Below are 16,930 nucleotides of genomic sequence, written 5' to 3' on the forward strand. Positions count from 1 at the left end.
CGGGGCCGTCGTTCACGTCACTGGAATACCTGTGGATTATAGGCAAACATTTTTTTCATTAAATACAAATACAGAAGAAATATTTCATTTTGCGAGAGGGATCAAACTCTCTACCCATTTCATACGTTTCATTGACATTCCTGACAGGTTTTCGGGCGCTGTTTTGCCGCGCCAGACGGCTATATCCCCTTAAAAATCATAGGTAAAGAAACCGCTTCCGGCGTTTCATTTTCCCCCAGGTCGACAGAGGGGGCGATCCGCGCTCACGCGAGGCTCAGTGCGGCAGAGTGGTAGATCCCTCACACTTTTGGTTTTTTAATTTCGAACGAGTTTGCAAATGAAATATTTATTTCTCAAACTAAGGGTAACCAATAACCCTCAGGCTGTTCACGGAGTCGACGTCGGGATCCCGACCCTTCCAGGCAGCAGACACCAAAAAGGAAATCCTAGCTATGAATGCAGCAGTAAAGCGGCTCGACGTCATCTGTATAGGTCGGGTGGCCGTCGACCTCTATGCCCAGCAGATCGGTTCGCGGCTAGAAGACGTTGCCAGTTTCGCGAAATATCTGGGCGGCTCCTCCGGCAACGTGGCCTATGGCACCGCCATTCAGGGGCTGAAATCGGCCATGCTGGCGCGCGTTGGCGATGAACACAACGGCCGTTTCCTGCGTGAAACGCTCAACCGCGCCGGGGTGGATACCGAGTATCTGATTACCGACAAATCCCGCCTGACCGCGCTGGTGATGCTGGGGATTAAGGATCAGGAGACCTTCCCTCTGATTTTCTACCGCGATAACTGCGCCGATATGGCCTTAACGCCTGACGACATTAGCGAGGAGTATATTGCCTCCTCCCGGGCGCTGGCGGTGACCGGCACCCACCTGTCGCACGCCAACACCCGCGCCGCGGTGCTGAAGGCGCTGGAATACGCTCGCCGTCACGGCCTGCGTACCGCGCTGGATATCGATTACCGTCCGGTGCTGTGGGGGCTCACCTCGCTCGGCGATGGCGAAACCCGTTTCATTGAGTCCGGGCCGGTCACCAGCCAGCTGCAGGAAGTGCTGCATCTGTTCGATTTGGTGGTGGGAACCGAAGAAGAGTTTCATATTGCCGGGGGCAGCACCGATACCCTGACCGCGCTGAAAAATGTGCGCAATGCCACCAAAGCCACCCTCGTGTGCAAGCGCGGGCCAATGGGCTGCGTGGTGCTGGAAGGCGACATCCCGGACAGCTGGGACCAGGTGCCGCTGCAGCAGGGCGTGCGCGTGGAGGTTCTCAACGTGCTGGGCGCCGGGGATGCCTTTATGTCGGGCCTGCTGCGCGGCTGGCTTAACGACGAAGGCTGGGAGCAGGCTTGCCGTTACGCCAACGCCTGCGGCGCGCTGGTGGTTTCCCGCCACGGCTGCGCGCCGGCGATGCCGACCAAAGTCGAACTCGATGACTACCTGCTGCGTGCCGAATCGGTGCCGCGCCCGGACGTCGACGAGCGCCTCAACCACCTGCACCGGGTCACCAGCCGCCGTCAGCAGTGGCCGGAGCTGTGCATTTTCGCCTTCGACCATCGCAAACAGCTGGCCGACCTGGCACGGGAGACCGGGCGCGATGAAGCCTGCATTCCGCAGCTCAAGCTGTTGTTGTTAGCCGCGGCCGAAGCGGCGGCGCAGGAGGCGGGTCTCGATCAGCGCAGCGGCATTCTGGCCGACGGCACCTATGGCCAGCGTGCGCTCAACGCCATTACCGGCAAGGGCTGGTGGATCGGCCGCCCCATCGAGCTGCCCAGCTCGCGACCGCTGCGTCTGGAGCATGGCAACATCGGCTCGCAGCTGATCGACTGGCCGCTGGAGCATGTCGTCAAATGCCTGGTCTTCTATCATCCTGCCGACCCGGCGGCGCTGCGTGAAGAGCAGGACGCCCTGCTGCTCGAGGTGTGGCAGGCCTGTAACAAGTCAGGCCATGAGCTGCTGCTGGAGGTGATCCTGCCGGAAAATGGCCCGGACAAAGACGAGCGCCATTACCACACCATGCTGGAACACTTCTATCAGCTGGGGATCAAGCCGGACTGGTGGAAGCTGCCGCCGCTCTCCAGCGCCAGCTGGCAGCAGATCACCGCGCTTATCGAGCGCGAAGATCCGTGGAGCCGCGGGATCTTGATCCTCGGCCTCGACGCGCCTTCCGACAAACTGCGCGCCGGTTTCGCCGAGGCGGCCGCACACCCGATGATCAAAGGTTTCGCCGTCGGGCGCACCATCTTTGGCCTGCCGTCGCGGCGCTGGATGCAGGGTGAGCTCAGCGATGAGGCCCTGATAGAGGAAGTGAAACGCAACTACCTGACGCTCATTGGCTACTGGCGCGAAGCCCGCCGCTGATCCCCCGACGCCCGTCTCCGTCACCTTGCGGAGCGGGCGTTTTTCTGTTTCTTCGTGAAATGAATCGCGTATTTCGTCGCAATAAATGAAAAATTCGCTTCATTTGGTACACTGGAAGCCATATTCCTTCCATTTTCTCAGAGCGCACTCTATGGCCAATAACCCAACACAGCTGACCATCCTGCAGGATGAAATCAGGCGTCGCTACGATACGTTAAGCAAACGCCTGAAACAGGTCGCCCGCTATATCCTTGATAACAGCAATAGCGTGGCTTTCGATACCGTGGCCTCCATCGCGCAACAGGCGGATGTTCCCCCTTCCACGTTGATTCGTTTTGCCAACGCCTTCGGCTTTAGCGGCTTTAACGAAATGAAACAGATGTTCAAGCAACATTTGATGGAAGAGACCGCCAACTATACCGAGCGCGCCCGTCTGTTCCGCCAGACCACCAGCGATGAGTCCAGCCCGCCGGAAACGCCGACGGAAATCCTCAATATGTTCACGATGGTGAACAACCAGGCCCTGCAGCAGCTGGCGATGCAGACCTCCAGCGATGATCTGGAGCGCGCGGTGGCCCTGCTGGGCGAAGCGGAAAATATTTACGTCATTGGCCTGCGCCGGTCGTTCAGCGTCGCCTCCTATCTGACCTATGCGCTGCGCCACCTCGATCGCAAAGCCTTTCTGATCGACGGCCTCGGCGGCATGTTCACCGAGCAGCTGAGTCTGGTCGGCCCGAAAGACGTGGTGGTGGCGGTGAGCTTCTCGCCGTACGCCCGGGAAGTGGTCGAGCTGGTGGAGCTGGGCGCGCAGCGCAAAGCGCGGCAGATCGCGATTACCGACAGTCAGGTCAGCCCGCTGGCGGCCTTCAGCGATGTCTGCTTTGTGGTGCGTGAAGCGCAGGTAGATGGCTTCCGCTCGCAGGTTGCTTCCCTGTGTCTGGCCCAGACGCTGGCGGTTTCGCTGGCGCTGAACAGCAGTCAGGAGTCCGAGGCCAAGCAGAAGGCGTGAGATAAGCCGCCTGGCGTTAGTTGCCCGGCGGAGTTGTATAAGCCTGCGGGAGGATCCCGTAGGCCGGATAAGGCATTTATGCCGCCATCCGGCACAGCCACGGGTACGGTGCCTGACTGCCCGGCGGCGCTGCGCTTGCCGGGCCTAAGGTATATGCGCCTGCGGGGTGCCGGAGAGACTGTTATCGGTTTGCAACTTTCTCAGCCAGGCAAAAGCGTTTATCACGTGTAACTTCAGCGAAATTTGCGCTCCCGGTTAATCGTCTGCGTTATGTCACTCATGGCGCAGGGAGCGCACAGGGGGCGGCCAGTCGCCGCCGCCCCCTGTACCCCCGGGCTCCGGCCAGCAAAATCGCCACTGCGTGGTACCTTCGACTTATCCCTGCAGGCTTCGGGTCGGGCCGAGGCAGCGTCCCTGCAAAACACGGCCCTCAGCCCGCATCCATGCGGGCTGCCCCGGCCTTCCGGGAACGTCTCAGCGATTTTGAGGCCGTCAGCACCGGCAGTTTCAGTCGCACAAGTGGGTCAATCAACGGCAGGTCGCACGAACCCCAGGCCGGGCAAGGCGTGAGCCGCCGCCCGGCACAAAAACGGGTACGGTGCCTGCGGTGTCCTGCCCGGCGGCGCTGCGCTTGCCGGGCCTACGGTATAGGGGCTTAGGGAGGATCCCGTAGGCCGGATAAGCATAGCGCCATCCGGCACAAAGGCGGGTATGGCGCCGGAGGTGTCCTGCCCGGCGGCGATGCGCTTGCCGGGTCGGGGAGTGGGATTTCGCGGAGCGTTTCGCTAAAAAACACCCGCCGCCTTCAAACAAAAAGGCCGGTTAGCATCGCTAACCGGCCTTTTTTATCCGCTTCTGCAAAGCGCGTCAGTCGTGGCGCGGGTACTCCGGCGTGTTGATCCAGGCGTGGTCATCTTCCCAGGTGAACAACCATTTCCGATCCGGCCCGGCCATCACGTTCAGATAGTAGCTGTCATAACCGGCAATCGCCGCCACCGGATGGTAACCGCGCGGCACCATCACCACATCGTGGTTGTAGGGCGCCATACAGGCGTCCAGGCTGCGGTCGTCGGTGTAGACCCGCTGGAAGGCAAAGCCCTGCGGCGGATCGAAGCGGTGGTAGTAGGTCTCTTCCAGCTGCGTCTCTTTGCCCGGCTGGGCAGTATCATGCTTATGCGACGGCCACGAACTGGTGGCCCCCTCGTCGGTGTACACCTCCACCACCAGCAGGCAGTCCGCCTCGGCGCTGTCCGGCAGAATATTATGCACCCGGCGCTGGTTGCGCCCTTTCCCGCGATGCTCTACGCCGACGTCTTCCGGCCGAATGAGGCGTGCCGGGAAGCTGCCTTTGCCCGGCGCACTGCATACCGCCAGCTCCAGATCGGAATCGGCGGTTACTTCGACTTTATCCTGCGGCGGCACATATACCGACCACGGCGGGGTGCGTTCAAACGGCGACATCCGTTTACCAAGATTCGGGAAATCGGCATGCTGCGTTTTCACCGACGCCAGCCCGGCGACCAGCACCAGGCACAGCTCGCGATCGCCGCTCTCCAGCGTCACGGTCTGCCCTTTTTTCAACATCCAGACATCAAAGCCGATATAGCGCCAACCGGCGCTTTGCGGCGTAATATGCTGGATCTGTCCCTCTTTTCGCGATTTAGCCAGTAACGACATGGCGCTCTCCTTCGCCGATTAACCTAATGTCGGCATGCTGAATTCAGATACGGTCTGCTGCCCTGCCGGCCAGCGTACGGTGGCGGTCTTCATGCGCGTGTAGAAGCGCACGCCGTCCGGCCCGTGGACGTTCAACGCGCCAAACACCGAGCGCTTCCATCCGCCGAAGCTGTGGAACGCCATCGGCACCGGGACCGGCACGTTCACCCCAACCATCCCCGCCTGCACGTCGTGGACGAATTCACGCGCGGTGTGACCGTTGCTGGTGAAGACGGCGCTGCCGTTGCCAAACTCATGGCTGTTGACCAGCTCAAGGGCGCTGTCATAGTCCGCCGCGCGCACAATTCCCAGCACCGGGCCAAAGATCTCTTCGCGCCAGATTGTCATCTCCGGGGTGACGTGATCGAACAGGGTGCCGCCGACATAATAGCCTGCGTCATAACCCGGCACGCGCAGTTTGCGGCCATCGACCACCAGTTTTGCCCCTTCGCTTTCACCTTTATCAATATAGCCGAGCACTTTTTTCTGGTGGGTATCAGACACCACCGGCCCCATCTCGTTCTCTTCCTGGCCGCGCATGCAGCCCGGCCCCACTTTCAGCGCTTCCACCAGCGGCTTCAGGCGGGCGATCAGTTTGTCGGCGGTTTCATCTCCCACCGCCACCACCACCGGCAGCGCCATGCAGCGCTCGCCTGCGGAGCCAAAAGCACCGCCCATAATGGCGTTAACGGTGGCGTCGAGATCGGCATCCGGCATCACAATCGCGTGGTTTTTGGCGGCGCCGAACGCCTGCACGCGCTTGCCGTGGGCGCTGGCGGTCTTATAGATATACTCCGCCACACCGGAGGAGCCGACGAAGCTCACCGCCGCAATACGCGGGTCAGTGTACAGCTGCTCGGCATCTTCATTGCTGCAGTGTACGACGTTAAACACGCCGTCCGGCAGACCGGCTTCTTTCAGCAGCTCTGCCAGACGCACGGCGGCCGTCGGCGCCAGCGCGGGCGGCTTGAGGATGAAGCTGTTGCCGCAGGCCAGCGCCAGCGGGAACATCCACATCGGCACCATCGCCGGGAAGTTGAACGGGGTGATCCCGGCCACCACGCCCAGCGGCTGCATCAGCGAGTAGCTGTCGACGCCGGTGCCGACGTCAGAGGAGTATTCGCCTTTAATCAGGTGCGGGATCCCGCAGGCGAATTCGACCACTTCCATGCCGCGGGTCAGCTCGCCCAGCGCATCCGACCACACTTTACCGTGCTCGCTGACGATGATCCCGGCCAGCTCTTCCACGTGCTGCTCCAGCAACATTTTGAAGTTGAACAGCACCCGAGCGCGGCGCAGCGGCGTAGTACGGGACCAGCTGTCAAACGCATCGCGAGCAACCTGAATCGCCTCAGAGACTTCCTGCGCGGTTGACACCGTGACTTCGCGCACCGCTTTGCCCGTCGCCGGGTCGTACACCGGCATCGTTTCGTTGCTGCTGCTGATAACGGTTTTCCCGCCAATAAAGTTTCCTGTGATCGTCATGTTCTCGCCTCATAGTGAAGGGGGCCAGCGCACACCGGCCCGTCGCTGATTCTGCTGTGCTATAACCGTAGTAAAATGAAATTTATATTTCAACATTGTCGTGAAATGAAATTTCATTTTGGTGATAACAGTCGCATTTTGCGCCGACGGATTGCCTGTGCGCTTCCCGCATCACGCCTCGTTGCCTCTCGACGCCAGGCTTCCCGCCGCTGTCGCCCCCGTAGTCGGGGCCAGTGATATTTTGCGAGACAGCTCAAACATTCATCATTTCCATTCTTGCTAATTTTGGAATAAACGTTTTGACTGTTAGCCAATTGAACGAACCTCCCCCCTCTTCCGTCAGGAGTGTCCTATGGCCATCGCAATGCAACGTTTTTGTATTAACCGCAAAATCGCGCCAGCGCTCAGCATTGAAGCGTTTTTCCGTCTGGTGAACCGTCTGGGCCTGAATAAGATTGAGCTACGCAACGATTTACCCAGCGGAAAGGTGACCGACGATCTGAGCCATCAGCAGGTGCGCGAGCTGGCGGCGCGCTACCACATCGAGATCCTGACGATTAACGCGGTCTACCCCTTTAACCGTCGTAGCGAAGAGGTGCGGCAGCTGACCGAATCGCTGCTGAAAGAGGCCCAGGCCATCGGCGCCAAATCGCTGGTGCTCTGTCCGCTTAACGACGGCAGCGAAGTGCCGGCCAGCGAAACCCTGAGCGCTCTGCGTGATCTGTCGCCGCTGTTTGCGTTCTATGGCATCCACGGCCTGGTGGAGCCACTGGGCTTCCCACAAAGCTCGCTGCGCTCTGCTCACCAGGCGCAGACGCTGATCCATGACGCCCGCGTGCCGTTTAAGCTGCTGATCGACACCTTCCATCACCATCTCTACCCGCAGGCGGCGGACGAGTTCAGCCAGGTGGAGGTGGCGGACATCGGTCTGGTGCACCTTTCCGGGGTGGAAGATACCCGTCCGCGCGAGCAGCTCACCGATGCCGAGCGCATCATGCTAACCCCGCAGGATCGTCTCGGCACCTGCGAGCAGGTTAAAGCGCTGGAAGCCCGCGGCTATCAAGGGGTATACGCTTTTGAACCCTTCGCACCTGAGCTGGCGCAGTGGAGCGAAGCGGATATCGAGCGCGAAATTGAGCAGAGCATCGCGCTTATCCAGCGCCACTGCGCCTGAAGCCTGCTCTGGACAGCGTGCGCGGCGCGTGACGATTTTCCCAACGCCGGACGACGAGGTTGCCTATAATCGTCGCAGGATAAATGGAGGAATCGATCATGAGCTCACCCTTGTTGATTGCGCGCACGCTGGATAACGCGCTGTATTTGCTGCCCGCGATGGCCAACCGCCATGGGCTTATCACCGGTGCGACCGGCACCGGTAAAACCGTCACCCTACAAAAGCTGGCTGAGTCGTTCTCGGAGATTGGCGTGCCGGTATTTATGGCGGACGTCAAGGGCGACCTGACCGGCATTGCCGCCGCGGGGCAGAGCTCAGAGAAACTGCAGGCGCGGCTGGAGAAGATCGGCGTCAGCGACTGGGAGCCGCATGCCAACCCGGTGGTACTCTGGGATATCTTTGGCGAGAAGGGCCACCCGGTTCGGGCGACGGTTTCCGATCTTGGCCCCCTGCTGCTGGCGCGCCTGCTCAATCTCAACGAGGTGCAGAGCGGCGTGCTGAACATTATTTTCCGCATCGCTGACGACCGCGGCCTGCTGCTGCTCGACTTCAAAGACCTCCGCGCCATCACCCAGTTTATTGGCGACAACGCCAAATCGTTCCAGAACCAGTACGGCAATATCAGCAGCGCCTCGGTCGGCGCCATCCAGCGCGGGCTATTGACCCTGGAGCAGCAGGGTGCCGAACATTTCTTCGGCGAACCGATGCTGGATATTGCCGACTGGATGCGCGTCGATGCCAGCGGTAAAGGGGTGATCAATATCCTCAGCGCCGAAAAGCTCTACCAGATGCCGAAGCTGTACGCCGCCAGCCTGCTGTGGATGCTTTCCGAGCTCTACGAGCGTCTGCCGGAGGCGGGCGATCTCGAAAAACCCAAACTGGTGTTCTTCTTCGATGAAGCGCATCTGCTGTTCAACGACGCGCCGCAGGTACTGCTGGATAAAATCGAACAGGTGATCCGCCTTATCCGCTCCAAGGGTGTCGGCGTCTATTTCGTCTCGCAGAACCCGGCGGATATTCCCGACGCCGTGCTCGGCCAGTTGGGCAACCGCGTGCAGCATGCGCTGCGCGCCTTTACGCCAAAGGACCAGAAGGCGGTGAAAACCGCCGCCCAGACCATGCGCGCCAATTCGGCCTTCAGTACCGAACAGGCGATCCAGGAGCTGGGCACCGGCGAGGCGCTGATCTCCTTCCTCGATGAAAAAGGCAGCCCGTCGGTGGTCGAGCGGGCGATGGTTATCGCCCCCTGCTCGCGGATGGGGCCGGTCAGCGATGACGAGCGCAATGGCCTGCTGAATCACTCGCCGCTGTACGGCAAGTATGAGGAGGAGGTGGACCGCGAGTCGGCCTTTGAGATGCTGCAGCAAGGGGTGCAGGTCGCCACCGGGCAGCAGTCGGCCCCACCGGCAAAGGGTCAGCAAAGCGGTGATGACGATGGACTGCTCGGCGGCCTGAAAGATATTCTGTTCGGCAGCACCGGTCCGCGCGGCGGTAAACGCGACGGTATCGTGCAGACGGCAGCGAAAAGCGCGGTTCGCCAGGTCACCAATCAGATCGTCCGCGGCATGCTGGGCAGCCTGCTGGGCGGACGCAAGCGCTAAAAAAAAGCCCCCTCATCGTTGAGGGGGCTTATACGTTCCGGGCTTAACCCGCTAGGCCTTGCGCATCATCAGCCAGAGGCTTATCAGGAAGAAGCTGGCGCTCGGCAACAGCGCGCCGATGATCGGCGGTATGCCGTAGACCAGGGTCAGCGGGCCGAAAATTTGGTCCAGCACGTAGAAGATAAAGCCGAAGCTAATCCCCGTCACCACCCGCACGCCCATCGGCACGCTACGCAGCGGGCCAAAGATAAATGACAGCGCCATCAGCATCATCACCGCCACCGACAGCGGCTGGAAGATTTTGCTCCACATATTGAGCTGATAGCGTCCCGGATCCTGGCCGCTGGACTTCAGGTATTTCACATAGTTGTGCAGACCGCTGATCGACAGCGCATCCGGATCCAGGGCAACCACGCCGAGCTTATCCGGCGTCAGGTTCGTTTTCCAGGTGCCGCTCACCATCTGCGACCCGGTCACCTGCTTTGGATCGGTCAGGTTGGATTCATCCACCTGCGACAGGCGCCACACTTTATTTTCACTATCGAACTTTGCCGAGGCGGCATAGCGTACCGACTCTAAACGACGCTCCGGGTTGAAGGCATAAATGCTAACGCCCCCCAGCTCATCGTTGCCTTTCACGCGTTCGATATAGACAAAGTTGTGGCCATCTTTCGCCCACAGCCCTTGCTGAGTCGACAGCAGCGAACCGCCGTACATCTGCTGGGCGCGGTAGTTGCGCGCCATCTGTTCACCCTGGGGCGCCACCCACTCGCCGATCGCCATGGTCAGCAGCACCAGCGGGATCGCGGTTTTCATTACCGCCAGCGCTACCTGCAGCCGGGTGAAACCGGATGCCTGCATCACCACCAGCTCGCTGCGCTGGGCCAGCATCCCCAGCCCCAGCAACGCGCCAAGCAGCGCCGCCATCGGGAAGAAGATCTGGATATCCTTCGGCACGCTGAGGATGGTGTAGAGACCAGCGCCCAGCGCATCGTAACTGCCCTGCCCGGACTTTTTCAGCTGATCGACAAACTTGATAATGCCGGAGAGCGACACCAGCATGAACAGGGTCATCATGATGGTGTTGAAAATCGTCTTACCGATATAACGGTCAAGTACGCCAAACGCCTGCATCAGGCCGCTCCTTTATTAAAACGGGCGCGGAAGCGGCGCATCGGCACCGTGTCCCACAGGTTTAACAGCACCGCCAGCGCAAAATAGAGCAGGTTAATCGCCCACATCCAGATAGCCGGGTCCATTTTGCCTTTGCCGCCGTTCGACTTAATCGACGTTTGCAGCAGGAAGAACACCAGGTAAAGCAGCATCGCCGGCAGCATCGACAGCACGCGCCCCTGACGCGGGTTCACCACGCTGAGCGGCACCACCATCAGCGCCATAATGAAGACGGTCGCCACCAGCGTGAAGCGCCAGTGCAGTTCGGCACGCGCGCGGTCGGTGTGGGTTTGCCACAGGGTGCGCATATCCATCTGTTCGGTATTGTCCGGATCGGAGGTCACCGCCTGGTGGCCGATGATAGCCTGATAGTTATTGAAGTCGGTGATGCGGAAGTCGCGCAGCATCGCCGTGCCTTCAAAGCGGGTGCCCTTGTTGAGGGTCACCACCTGCGAACCGTCTTTCTGCTGCGACAGTTCGCCAGAATCCGCGACCACCACGGAGGGGCGCGCATTGCCTTTCGGACGCAGCTGGGCAAGGAAGACGTCATGGAAGCGGTTGCCGTTGACGCTCTCGATAAACATCACTGCGTTACCATCGCTGGCCTGCTGGAACTGGCCCTGGGCCAGCGCCGCCATGCCGGGGTTGGCTTTGGCTTCGGCCAGCACTTCGTCCTGATGGCGCGACGACCACGGCCCCGCCCACATGACGTTGACCGCCGCCACCGCGCCGGTGAACAGCGCGAGGATCATCGCCGCCTTGATCAGCACGGCTTTGCTCAGACCGCAGGCGTGCATCACCGTAATTTCACTTTCGGTGTACAGCTTGCCCAGGGTCATTAGCAGGCCAAGGAACAAACTTAACGGCAGGATAAGCTGCGCCATCTCCGGGATGCCGAGCCCCAACAGCGAGAGCACCAGATTGGTTGGGATATCGCCATCCACCGCAGCGCCGAGGATCCTGACTAATTTCTGGCAAAAGAAAATCAGTAACAGGATGAATAGGATCGCCAACTGGCTTTTCAGCGTCTCACGAACCAGATATCTTATGATTATCACTATAAATACGCCCGTAAAAACCCGTTTTATTGCAGGAAAATTGCTTGTTTCATGGCTTAAACGTCATTTATTCTCTTTGGTCGTTGAAAACATCGCTAAGATTAAATGACTCATCGGTTCTGCATGTCAGGATCTTTTCTGACGAACCCAGGCCTTAATAACGTTAAGATTAACACGAAGTCACCGCAACAGCGGACATGAGTTACGAAAGCTTGCAATTATATACTCAATGGATTTCGAGTTGTAAGAAGGCAGCAGGGCTGTGACCCCTGGCGCGCGCGTTATGCCCGCATCAGGTAAGCAGGCGCAGCCGGCGCATCTGCAACTTGAAAGGCGACGAGTATAGCCGTAGCCACCACTGTTGTCTTTAAGATTCAGGAGCATAGTGCATGGAGTTCAGTGTAAAAAGCGGTAGCCCGGAGAAGCAACGGAGCGCCTGTATCGTGGTCGGCGTCTTTGAACCACGTCGCCTCTCCCCCATCGCCGAACAGCTCGATAAAATCAGCGACGGCTACATCAGCGCCCTGCTGCGTCGCGGCGAGCTGGAAGGCAAACCTGGCCAGACGTTATTGCTGCACCATGTGCCAAACATTCTGTCTGAGCGCATTCTGCTGATTGGCTGCGGTAAAGAGCGCGAGCTGGATGAGCGTCAGTATAAGCAGGTCATCCAGAAAACCATCAACACCCTGAATGATACCGGCTCAATGGAAGCGGTCTGCTTCCTGACCGAGCTGCACGTCAAGGGCCGCAACAACTACTGGAAAGTTCGCCAGGCCGTTGAAACCGCCAAAGAGACGCTGTACAGCTTCGACCAGTTGAAGACCAACAAAAGCGAGCCGCGTCGCCCGCTGCGTAAAATGGTCTTTAACGTGCCGACCCGTCGCGAGCTCACCAGCGGCGAGCGCGCCATTCAGCATGGCCTGGCGATTGCCGCCGGCATCAAAGCAGCGAAAGATCTCGGCAACATGCCGCCGAACATCTGTAACGCCGCCTATCTGGCTTCCCAGGCGCGTCAGCTGGCTGACACCTACAGCAAGAACGTCATCACCCGCGTGATCGGCGAACAGCAGATGCGCGAGCTGGGGATGAACTCCTATCTCGCCGTCGGCAATGGTTCGCAGAACGAGTCGCTGATGTCGGTCATCGAGTATAAAGGCAACCCGTCTGAGGACGCGCGCCCTATCGTGCTGGTCGGTAAAGGCCTGACCTTCGACTCCGGCGGTATCTCCATCAAGCCTGCCGAAGGCATGGACGAGATGAAGTACGACATGTGCGGCGCCGCGGCGGTATACGGCGTGATGCGGATGGTTGCCGAGCTGCAGCTGCCGCTGAACGTCATCGGCGTGCTGGCAGGCTGTGAAAACATGCCTGGCGGTCGCGCCTATCGTCCGGGCGACGTTCTGACCACCATGTCCGGCCAGACGGTGGAAGTGCTGAACACCGACGCCGAAGGCCGCCTGGTGCTGTGCGACGTGCTGACCTACGTCGAGCGCTTCGAGCCGGAAGCGGTTATCGACGTCGCAACGCTGACTGGCGCCTGCGTGATTGCCCTCGGCCATCACATCACCGGCCTGATGTCGAACCATAACCCGCTGGCCCATGAGCTGATCGGCGCCTCCGAACTGGCGGGCGACCGCGCCTGGCGTCTGCCGCTGGCCGACGAGTTCCAGGATCAGCTGGAATCCAACTTTGCCGATATGGCAAACATCGGCGGTCGTCCTGGCGGCGCCATTACCGCCGGCTGCTTCCTGTCGCGCTTTACCCGTAAGTACAACTGGGCGCACCTCGACATCGCCGGTACCGCCTGGCGTTCCGGCAAGGCCAAAGGCGCCACGGGTCGTCCGGTCGCCCTGCTGTCGCAGTTCCTGCTCAATCGTGCGGGTTTTAACGGCGAAGAGTGATTGCCGTCTGATGCCCGGTGGCGCTACGCTTACCGGGCCTACGGAAAGATGCCGTTTGTAGGCCGGGTAAGCGTAGCGCCACCCGGCTTTGCATTTAAATCCACGACAAGAAGCCCCATATATGAAGAATGCAACGTTCTACCTTCTGGACAACGAAAACACCGTCGAAGGCCTGAGCGCCGTCGAGCAGTTGGTGTGTGACATTGCCGCAGAACGTTGGCGCAACGGCAAGCGCGTCCTGATCGCCTGTGAAGATGAGCAGCAGGCTATTCGCCTCGACGAGGCGCTGTGGTCGCGGCCGCCGGAGAGCTTTGTGCCGCATAATCTGGCGGGCGAAGGCCCGAGAGGCGGCGCACCGGTGGAGATTGCCTGGCCGCAGAAACGCAACAGCAGCCCGCGGGACATTCTGATCAGTCTGCGGCTTAACTTTGCAGATTTTGCCACCGCTTTCACAGAAGTGATAGACTTTGTCCCTTACGAAGAAAATCTGAAACAACTGGCGCGCGAACGCTATAAGGCGTACCGCATGGCTGGTTTCAACCTGAACACGGCAACCTGGAAATAATGGAAAAGACATACAACCCACAAGATATCGAACAGCCGCTTTACGAGCACTGGGAAAAGCAGGGCTATTTCAAACCGAATGGTGATGAAAGCCAGGAGAGCTTCTGCATCATGATCCCGCCGCCGAACGTCACCGGCAGTTTGCATATGGGTCATGCCTTCCAGCAAACCATCATGGATACCATGATTCGCTACCAGCGCATGCAGGGCAAAAACACCCTGTGGCAGGCCGGTACCGACCACGCGGGTATCGCCACCCAGATGGTGGTTGAGCGTAAGATTGCCGCGGAAGAAGGGAAAACCCGTCACGACTACGGCCGCGATGCCTTCATCGACAAAATCTGGCAGTGGAAAGCGGAATCCGGCGGCACCATTACCCGCCAGATGCGCCGCCTCGGTAACTCCGTGGACTGGGAGCGCGAGCGCTTCACCATGGACGAGGGGCTTTCCAATGCCGTGAAAGAAGTCTTTGTTCGCCTGTACAAAGAAGACCTGATCTACCGCGGTAAACGCCTGGTTAACTGGGACCCGAAACTGCGCACCGCCATTTCCGACCTCGAAGTGGAAAACCGCGAATCGAAAGGTTCCATGTGGCACATCCGCTACCCGCTGGCCGATGGCGCGAAAACCGCTGACGGTAAAGATAACCTGGTGGTCGCCACCACCCGTCCGGAAACCCTGCTGGGCGATACCGGCGTGGCCGTTAACCCGGAAGATCCGCGTTACAAAGATCTGATTGGCAAATTCGTGGTGCTGCCGCTGGTTAACCGTCGCATCCCGATCGTGGGCGACGAACACGCCGACATGGAAAAAGGCACCGGCTGCGTGAAGATCACCCCGGCGCACGACTTTAACGACTACGAAGTGGGCCGTCGTCATCAGCTGCCGATGATCAACATCCTGACCTTTGACGGCGACATCCGCGAAAGCGCGGAAGTCTACGACACCAAAGGTAACGAATCCGACGTCTACTCCAGCGAGATCCCGGCAGAGTTCCAGAAACTGGAACGCTTCGCGGCGCGTAAAGCCGTTGTTGCGGCGGTTGACGCCCTCGGCTTGCTGGAAGAGATTAAACCGCACGACCTGACCGTCCCTTACGGCGATCGCGGCGGCGTGGTTATCGAACCGATGCTGACCGACCAGTGGTACGTGCGCGCCGACGTGCTGGCCAAGCCGGCAGTGGAAGCCGTTGAGAATGGCGACATTGAGTTCGTGCCGAAGCAGTACGAAAACATGTACTTCTCCTGGATGCGTGATATTCAGGACTGGTGTATCTCCCGTCAGCTGTGGTGGGGTCACCGTATCCCGGCATGGTATGACAACGACGGCAACGTCTACGTGGGCCGTACTGAAGACGAAGTGCGTCAGGAAAACAACCTGAGCGCCGACGTTGCCCTGCGTCAGGATGAAGACGTTCTCGATACCTGGTTCTCCTCCGCGCTGTGGACCTTCTCCACTCTCGGCTGGCCGGAAAACACCGACGCCCTGCGTCAGTTCCATCCGACCAGCGTGATGGTTTCCGGCTTCGACATCATCTTCTTCTGGATCGCCCGCATGATCATGATGACCATGCACTTCATCAAAGATGAAAACGGCAAGCCGCAGGTACCGTTTAAGACCGTCTACATGACCGGTCTGATCCGCGACGACGAAGGCCAGAAGATGTCCAAATCCAAGGGTAACGTTATCGACCCGCTGGATATGGTTGACGGCATCACCCTGCCGGAGCTGCTGGAGAAACGTACCGGCAACATGATGCAGCCGCAGCTGGCGGAGAAAATCCGCAAACGCACTGAGAAACAGTTCCCGAACGGCATTGAGCCGCACGGCACCGACGCCCTGCGCTTCACCCTGGCAGCGCTGGCCTCTACTGGCCGCGACATCAACTGGGATATGAAGCGTCTGGAAGGTTACCGTAACTTCTGTAACAAGCTGTGGAACGCCAGCCGCTTCGTGCTGATGAACACCGAAGATCAGGATTGCGGCTTCAACGGCGGCGAGATGGTGCTCTCCCTGGCCGACCGCTGGATCCTGGCGGAATTCAACCACACCGTGAAAGCGTATCGCGAAGCGCTGGATAACTTCCGCTTCGATATCGCCGCCGGCATCCTGTACGAGTTCACCTGGAACCAGTTCTGCGACTGGTACCTGGAACTGACCAAGCCGGTGATGAACGGTGGCAGCGAAGCGGAGCTGCGCGGGACTCGCCATACGCTGGTGACCGTGCTGGAAGGTCTGCTGCGCCTGGCGCATCCGATCATTCCATTCATCACCGAGACCATCTGGCAGCGCGTGAAAGCGATCTGCGGTATCACCGCCGATACCATCATGCTGCAGCCGTTCCCGCAGTACGATGCTTCTCAGGTCGATGAAGCGGCGCTGACCGACACCGAATGGCTGAAACAGGCGATCGTCGCCGTGCGTAACATCCGTGCGGAAATGAACATCGCCCCGGGCAAACCGCTGGAACTGCTGCTGCGCGGCTGCAGCAAAGAGGCCGAGCGTCGTGTGAACGACAACCGCAGCTTCCTGCTGAACCTGGCGCGTCTGGAAAGCATTACCGTGCTGCCTGCCGATGATAAAGGTCCGGTCTCTGTGACCAAGATTATCGACGGCGCCGAGCTGCTGATCCCGATGGCGGGCCTCATCAATAAAGAAGATGAGCTGGCGCGTCTGGCGAAAGAAGTGGCCAAAATCGAAGGTGAAATTGGCCGCATCGAGAGCAAGCTGTCCAACGAAGGCTTTGTCGCCCGCGCGCCGGAAGCGGTGATCGCTAAAGAGCGCGAGAAGCTGGAAGGCTACGCGGAAGCGAAAGCGAAGCTGATTGAGCAGCAGGCGGTGATCGCCGCGCTGTAATTGCTCGCGGCTGTAATTGCTCGCGAT

Annotated in this window: 11 protein-coding genes; 7 read left to right on the forward strand and 4 right to left on the reverse strand. The window is 59.6% G+C overall.

Going from position 1 to position 16,930, the window contains the following annotated elements:
• Window positions 1-452 precede the first annotated feature (452 nt).
• The gene (locus tag CWM58_RS20750; protein WP_100681677.1) at window positions 453-2,366 is read left to right on the forward strand and encodes a bifunctional 5-dehydro-2-deoxygluconokinase/5-dehydro-2-deoxyphosphogluconate aldolase; all 1,914 of its coding nucleotides are present in this window, start codon (window positions 453-455) and stop codon (window positions 2,364-2,366) included.
• Between the two features lie 151 nt (window positions 2,367-2,517).
• A complete protein-coding gene (locus CWM58_RS20755; RefSeq protein ID WP_004152190.1) occupies window positions 2,518-3,375 on the forward strand; it encodes a MurR/RpiR family transcriptional regulator in 858 nt (285 codons plus the stop codon).
• Between the two features lie 867 nt (window positions 3,376-4,242).
• Here the strand turns inward: CWM58_RS20755 and iolB are convergent.
• Both iolB and CWM58_RS20775 read right to left on the reverse strand, forming a co-directional pair.
• Window positions 4,243-5,052, reverse strand: coding sequence for a 5-deoxy-glucuronate isomerase (gene iolB / locus CWM58_RS20770; RefSeq protein ID WP_004177654.1), 810 nt, complete (start codon window positions 5,050-5,052; stop codon window positions 4,243-4,245).
• A gap of 18 nt (window positions 5,053-5,070) precedes the next feature.
• The gene (locus CWM58_RS20775) at window positions 5,071-6,576 is read right to left on the reverse strand and encodes a CoA-acylating methylmalonate-semialdehyde dehydrogenase (protein WP_061155952.1); all 1,506 of its coding nucleotides are present in this window, start codon (window positions 6,574-6,576) and stop codon (window positions 5,071-5,073) included.
• A 352-nt stretch (window positions 6,577-6,928) separates the two neighbouring features.
• On the opposite strand from CWM58_RS20775, the gene CWM58_RS20780 reads away from it, so the two are divergent.
• Window positions 6,929-7,750, forward strand: a complete 822-nt coding sequence (locus CWM58_RS20780; RefSeq protein ID WP_100681678.1) for a TIM barrel protein — start codon at window positions 6,929-6,931, stop codon at window positions 7,748-7,750.
• Between the two features lie 98 nt (window positions 7,751-7,848).
• Window positions 7,849-9,351, forward strand: coding sequence for a helicase HerA-like C-terminal domain-containing protein (locus CWM58_RS20785; protein WP_100681679.1), 1,503 nt, complete (start codon window positions 7,849-7,851; stop codon window positions 9,349-9,351).
• 51 nt (window positions 9,352-9,402) lie between these two features.
• Here the strand turns inward: CWM58_RS20785 and lptG are convergent, their stop codons facing one another.
• Window positions 9,403-10,485, reverse strand: a complete 1,083-nt coding sequence (gene lptG, locus CWM58_RS20790) for an LPS export ABC transporter permease LptG (protein WP_008807120.1) — start codon at window positions 10,483-10,485, stop codon at window positions 9,403-9,405.
• On the reverse strand, window positions 10,485-11,582 hold the full coding sequence (gene lptF / locus CWM58_RS20795) for an LPS export ABC transporter permease LptF (protein WP_100681680.1): 1,098 nt from the start codon (window positions 11,580-11,582) through the stop codon (window positions 10,485-10,487). The genes lptG and lptF overlap by 1 nt, the downstream gene beginning before the upstream one ends.
• A 389-nt stretch (window positions 11,583-11,971) precedes the next feature.
• Between lptF and pepA the strand changes: the two genes are divergently transcribed.
• The 3 genes from pepA (at window position 11,972) to CWM58_RS20815 (ending at window position 16,903) form a co-directional block, all read left to right on the forward strand.
• A complete protein-coding gene (gene pepA, locus CWM58_RS20805; RefSeq protein WP_008807121.1) occupies window positions 11,972-13,483 on the forward strand; it encodes a leucyl aminopeptidase in 1,512 nt (503 codons plus the stop codon).
• A gap of 121 nt (window positions 13,484-13,604) precedes the next feature.
• Window positions 13,605-14,048 carry a DNA polymerase III subunit chi gene (gene holC, locus CWM58_RS20810; RefSeq protein WP_008807122.1) on the forward strand — a complete coding sequence of 148 codons (444 nt, stop codon included), beginning with the start codon at window positions 13,605-13,607 and terminating at the stop codon, window positions 14,046-14,048.
• Window positions 14,048-16,903 (forward strand): valine--tRNA ligase, encoded by a 2,856-nt coding sequence (locus CWM58_RS20815; protein WP_100681681.1) that lies wholly within the window; start codon window positions 14,048-14,050, stop codon window positions 16,901-16,903. Before holC ends, CWM58_RS20815 begins: the two co-directional genes overlap by 1 nt.
• Window positions 16,904-16,930: the final 27 nt, after the last annotated feature.

Source organism: Klebsiella sp. H-Nf2 (genome assembly GCF_002806645.1).
In the GTDB taxonomy this organism is placed as follows: Bacteria; Pseudomonadota; Gammaproteobacteria; order Enterobacterales; family Enterobacteriaceae; genus Klebsiella; species Klebsiella variicola.

Coding starts and splice junctions, on each gene's coding strand:
- pepA (WP_008807121.1), top strand. CDS start 11,972: ATGGAGTTCAGTGTAAAAAGCGGTAGCCCGGAGAAGCAACGGAGCGCC.
- CWM58_RS20815 (WP_100681681.1), top strand. CDS start 14,048: ATGGAAAAGACATACAACCCACAAGATATCGAACAGCCGCTTTACGAG.
- CWM58_RS20780 (WP_100681678.1), top strand. CDS start 6,929: ATGGCCATCGCAATGCAACGTTTTTGTATTAACCGCAAAATCGCGCCA.
- CWM58_RS20755 (WP_004152190.1), top strand. CDS start 2,518: ATGGCCAATAACCCAACACAGCTGACCATCCTGCAGGATGAAATCAGG.
- lptG (WP_008807120.1), bottom strand. CDS start 10,485: ATGCAGGCGTTTGGCGTACTTGACCGTTATATCGGTAAGACGATTTTC.
- CWM58_RS20785 (WP_100681679.1), top strand. CDS start 7,849: ATGAGCTCACCCTTGTTGATTGCGCGCACGCTGGATAACGCGCTGTAT.
- holC (WP_008807122.1), top strand. CDS start 13,605: ATGAAGAATGCAACGTTCTACCTTCTGGACAACGAAAACACCGTCGAA.
- CWM58_RS20775 (WP_061155952.1), bottom strand. CDS start 6,576: ATGACGATCACAGGAAACTTTATTGGCGGGAAAACCGTTATCAGCAGC.
- iolB (WP_004177654.1), bottom strand. CDS start 5,052: ATGTCGTTACTGGCTAAATCGCGAAAAGAGGGACAGATCCAGCATATT.
- CWM58_RS20750 (WP_100681677.1), top strand. CDS start 453: ATGAATGCAGCAGTAAAGCGGCTCGACGTCATCTGTATAGGTCGGGTG.